The organism is Paenirhodobacter enshiensis, assembly GCF_000740785.1.
Lineage (GTDB): Bacteria > Pseudomonadota > Alphaproteobacteria > Rhodobacterales > Rhodobacteraceae > Rhodobacter > Rhodobacter enshiensis.
In genome coordinates, this window is sequence record NZ_JFZB01000066.1 from 1 (window position 1) to 3,690 (window position 3,690).

The following is a 3,690-nucleotide window of genomic DNA, read 5'->3' on the forward strand; positions in this document are numbered from 1 at the left end:
GGCTCAGGTAGCCCATGATGTCGGGAATGCCGCGGTCGAAGATCACGGGGCTTGGGAGCGCCTGTGCGGCCCTGTGGGCGTGCAGGTCGCGCTCCATCATCCGTTCGGCATAGGCCATGCGATCCGCCCAGGGGAGGGCGTCTCCGCCGCTCTGCATTTCCTCGCGAATGATCGCGCGGCCGGATTCGGGGATTGTTTGGAAACCGCGGCGGGCGAGCTCGGTGATCAGGCTGGTCTTGCCCGCACCGGGGCCGCCCGTCACGACGAAGAAATGGTCGCTCATGGGCCGTCCTCGGGTTTGACAGGGGAAAGCGCTGCGAAGCGATCAACACGCCACGGGCGCGGATCAAAGCTGCATGAATTTTCGCATGGAAAACAGCGCCGGTCTGCTCGGCAGAGGCAAATCTTCTGACATAAAAAGCAGAACTATCTGCCACTTTTCAGGTTTATTTGGTGGAGCCAAGGGGAGTCGAACCCCTGACCTCTTGAATGCCATTCAAGCGCTCTCCCAACTGAGCTATGGCCCCACCTGAGGTCTGCAACCCGTCGCGACGTTTTCAGCGGCGCTTCGTTTTGCGTAGGCGTCGTATAAGACCCAGGTCTGGCAGGCGCAAGCGGATTTTCCCTCAGCGCCGCAAAATTCTTCAAAAAACTTCCAACATGCCCGTCAGCACGCCGCAACGCATTGATCGGGCATGAAATATCACAGCTCAGGCACCCCTTGCCTCTTCCGACATCCGGCGTTTCCCGCTACGTGCGAAGCACCGAACCAACGGTCACGACAAGGAGGGCCCCATGGCCGACATCAAACGCATCGAAACCAACGCGCGCATGAGCGAAGCCGTCATCTGCAATGGCATCGTCTGGCTGGCCGGACAGATCGGCGCCGAGGGCGCCAGCGCCACCGAGCAGACCAAGGCCGCCCTCGCCGAAGTCGACCGTCTGCTCGCCGCCGCCGGCACCGACAAGACGAAACTTCTCTCGACGCAGATCTGGCTCGCCGACATGGCCGATTTCGCCGAGATGAACGCCGTCTGGGACGCCTGGGTCGCGCCCGGCCACACCCCCGCCCGCGCTACCGGCGAGGCGAAGCTTGCCGGCCCCGGCTACAAGGTCGAGATCATCGTCACCGCCGCGCTCTGAGCGCAGCCCGGCGGCGGATCACTCCGCCGCCGCTTCCGCCGCGATCGCCCGGATCCGCTCGACCATGGCGCGCAGCCCGTTCGAACGCTGCTGCGACAAATGTTCATCGAGACCCAGCCGGGCAAGCTCGGCATGGGCGTCGGTCGCCAGCACCTCGGACACGGTCAGCCCGGAATAAAGCGCATGCAGGATCGCCACGAGGCCGCGCACGATCATCGCATCGGAATCGCCGTCGAAGCTGAACCGTGCCCCGGGGCCCGTGCCCTCGATGCGCGGCAGCAGCCAGACCTGCGAGGCGCAGCCCTCGACCTTGGTCGCCGGCACCTTGAACGCCTCGTCGAGCGCCGGCATCGCCTTGCCCAGCTCGATCACATGCCGGTAACGATCTTCCCAGTCATCCAGGAAATCGAAGGTGTCGGCAATATCCTCGAATGCGGCGCTGGCCATGTGATCCTCCATCGCGGTTGTCTTTCCCTAGCGCCGCCCCGCCGTCTGGTCCAGTGCCCGCTTTTCAAACCCCGGCCGATAGGCTACCCAAGACGCACTGCGATAGCCCTTTCCGGAGCCGCCATGACTTTCTTCCGTCCCGTGATGATCGCCGCCCTCGCCTGCGCTCTGACCGGCTGCGGTCACTCGAAACCCGCGCCCGACCTCTCGCCCAAGGGCGGCTACCCGAAGACCAGCAGCGACTGGCGCACCCCGGTGGCGCATATCACCGCCCTCGAAGTCGCCCCCACCACCACCGGCGCCATCGTCACCGCCCGCGGCCTGCCACCGACGCAGGGCTACTGGGGAACCGCCCTGATCCCCGAAAACGACGGCCAGCCGGTCGATGGCGTCATCACCTACCGTTTCGTGCTGGCGAAACCGCCGGTCGGATCGCCCGACTCGCAGCGCGTCGGCAATCCGCCCTCGCGCGAGGTCACGGCCGGCGCCTTCATCAACGCGATCCGCTTCGCCCAGACGAAACAAGTCGTGGTGATCGGCGCCGACGGCAGCCGCACCGCGCATCGCTGAGCCCTTAAGCGAAAGCCCCGCAAGCCGATCTGGCCGCGGGGCTTTCTCATGAACACCGCCTTGCGGCATTGCCGCTGCGCGATATCAGATCACGACGACACGCACCGCACCGCCCGAAGCGGTCAGCGCCACCTCGCCGCGCACCAGCCGCATCGCATCGTGGCCGAACACGTCGTTGCGCCAGCCGTTCAGCGCCGGCACGTCGCGCTTGCCCGCCGCCATCCTGTCGAGATCGGCCGAGCTGGCGATCAGCTTGTTCGCCACCCCGGTTTCCTCGGATTTCGCCTTCAGCAGCACCCGCAGCAGATCGGCGAGCGCGGTGTTCACCTGCAGCTGCGTGTGATCTTCGACGACATGGGGGAAATCCTCGGGTTTCATCTCCTGCCCGGCCTTCACCGCGGCAAGGATTCCGTCCGCGATGTCCCCCTTGCGCGCCTCGCGCAGCAACAGCCGCGACTTCGCCAGATCGTCGGCATTCGCCGGCCGGGTCGAGGCGAGTTCGAGCAGCGCATCGTCCTTGAAAATGCGCGAGCGCGGAATGTTCTTCTGCTGCGCATAGGCCTCGCGGAACTGCGCCAGCTCCTTCACCACCGCCAGGAACCGCCCCGAGGTGGTGCGGGTCTTCACCCGGTGCCAGGCCTCCTCCGGCCGGTTGGTATAGGTCTCGGGCGAGAGAAGGATCTCCATCTCCTCATGCACCCAGTCGGTGCGCCCCGATTTCTCCAGCTGCGCCGAGAGGAATTCGTAGACCGCGCGCAGATGCGTCACATCGGCGACGGCATAGGTCTTCTGCGCCTCGCTCAGCGGCCGGCGCGACCAGTCGGTGAACCGCGAGGTCTTGTCGAGCGCCTGCTTCGCGATCTTGCGCACCAGCGTCTCATAGCCGACCTGCTCGCCGAAACCACAGACCATCGCCGCGACCTGGGTGTCGAACAGCGGCTTCGGGAACAGCCCGGCATCGACGAAGAAGATCTCCAGATCCTGCCGCGCGGCGTGGAACACCTTCACCACCGCCTCATCGCGGAACAGCTCGTACAGCGGTTCGAGCGACAGCCCCTCGGCCAGCGGATCGACCAGCACCGCCTCGCCGTCGCGCGCCGGCGGAATCGCCAGCTGCACCAGGCACAGCTTCGACCAGTAGGTCCGCTCGCGCAGGAATTCGGTATCGACGGTGACATAGGGCTGGGTCCGGGCCTTGGCGCAGAATTCGGCAAGAGCTTCGGTGGTGGTGATGGTCTGCATGTCGCTTTCCCGTTCGCGGGGCTGTCCCGCAGTTTCGTCCCCTTTAGGCAGTCAGGGCAGGAAAGAAAAGCGGCCGCCCCCTGAATCCGCGCATCTGCGGCAGTTGCGCAACCCCTTTCGCCACGGTCCCCTCCCCTGCGGCAGCCGGCGCGCCGCTTTCCCTTTCGCTTTGCCGAAAATATCCCGGGGGTGAGGGCCAAAGGCCCTAGGGGGCAGAGCCCCCCGCTTTTCTTTCTGCGGGACACAGCCCTTCGCCCGCCCCACCACAAGCAGAAATCCCCCCTTCCT

At 65.6% G+C, this 3,690-nt stretch carries 5 protein-coding genes and 1 tRNA gene; 2 read left to right on the top strand and 4 right to left on the bottom strand.

Features of this window, described 5'->3' with window-relative positions; all coding sequences use genetic code 11:
- Together CG50_RS15730 and CG50_RS15735 are read right to left on the bottom strand one after the other, a co-directional pair.
- Positions 1 to 283: AAA family ATPase (locus tag CG50_RS15730; protein ID WP_036640531.1), on the bottom strand; the 283-nt coding region annotated here is incomplete at its 3' end.
- A gap of 168 nt (positions 284 to 451) precedes the next feature.
- A tRNA-Ala gene (locus CG50_RS15735) sits at positions 452 to 527 on the bottom strand.
- 268 nt (positions 528 to 795) lie between these two features.
- On the opposite strand from CG50_RS15735, the gene CG50_RS15740 reads away from it, so the two are divergent.
- Positions 796 to 1,143, top strand: a complete 348-nt coding sequence (locus CG50_RS15740) for a RidA family protein (protein WP_036640533.1) — start codon at positions 796 to 798, stop codon at positions 1,141 to 1,143.
- 18 nt (positions 1,144 to 1,161) lie between these two features.
- On the opposite strand, the gene CG50_RS15745 is transcribed toward CG50_RS15740, so the two are convergent.
- Positions 1,162 to 1,590: a SufE family protein gene (locus CG50_RS15745; RefSeq protein ID WP_036640536.1), complete on the bottom strand. Its 429-nt coding sequence runs from the start codon at positions 1,588 to 1,590 to the stop codon at positions 1,162 to 1,164.
- A gap of 123 nt (positions 1,591 to 1,713) precedes the next feature.
- Here CG50_RS15745 and CG50_RS15750 point away from each other — a divergent pair, with 123 nt between their 5' ends.
- Positions 1,714 to 2,160, top strand: coding sequence for a hypothetical protein (locus tag CG50_RS15750; RefSeq protein WP_051910095.1), 447 nt, complete (start codon positions 1,714 to 1,716; stop codon positions 2,158 to 2,160).
- An 84-nt stretch (positions 2,161 to 2,244) separates the two neighbouring features.
- On the opposite strand, the gene rnd is transcribed toward CG50_RS15750, so the two are convergent.
- A complete protein-coding gene (gene rnd, locus CG50_RS15755) occupies positions 2,245 to 3,402 on the bottom strand; it encodes a ribonuclease D (protein WP_036640534.1) in 1,158 nt (385 codons plus the stop codon).
- Positions 3,403 to 3,690 lie beyond the last annotated feature (288 nt).

What these genes read in the sequence shown, in the direction of transcription:
- CG50_RS15740 (WP_036640533.1), top strand. Translation starts at nt 796, where the DNA reads ATGGCCGACATCAAACGCATCGAAACCAACGCGCGCATGAGCGAAGCC.
- CG50_RS15745 (WP_036640536.1), bottom strand. Translation starts at nt 1,590, where the DNA reads ATGGCCAGCGCCGCATTCGAGGATATTGCCGACACCTTCGATTTCCTG.
- CG50_RS15750 (WP_051910095.1), top strand. Translation starts at nt 1,714, where the DNA reads ATGACTTTCTTCCGTCCCGTGATGATCGCCGCCCTCGCCTGCGCTCTG.
- rnd (WP_036640534.1), bottom strand. Translation starts at nt 3,402, where the DNA reads ATGCAGACCATCACCACCACCGAAGCTCTTGCCGAATTCTGCGCCAAG.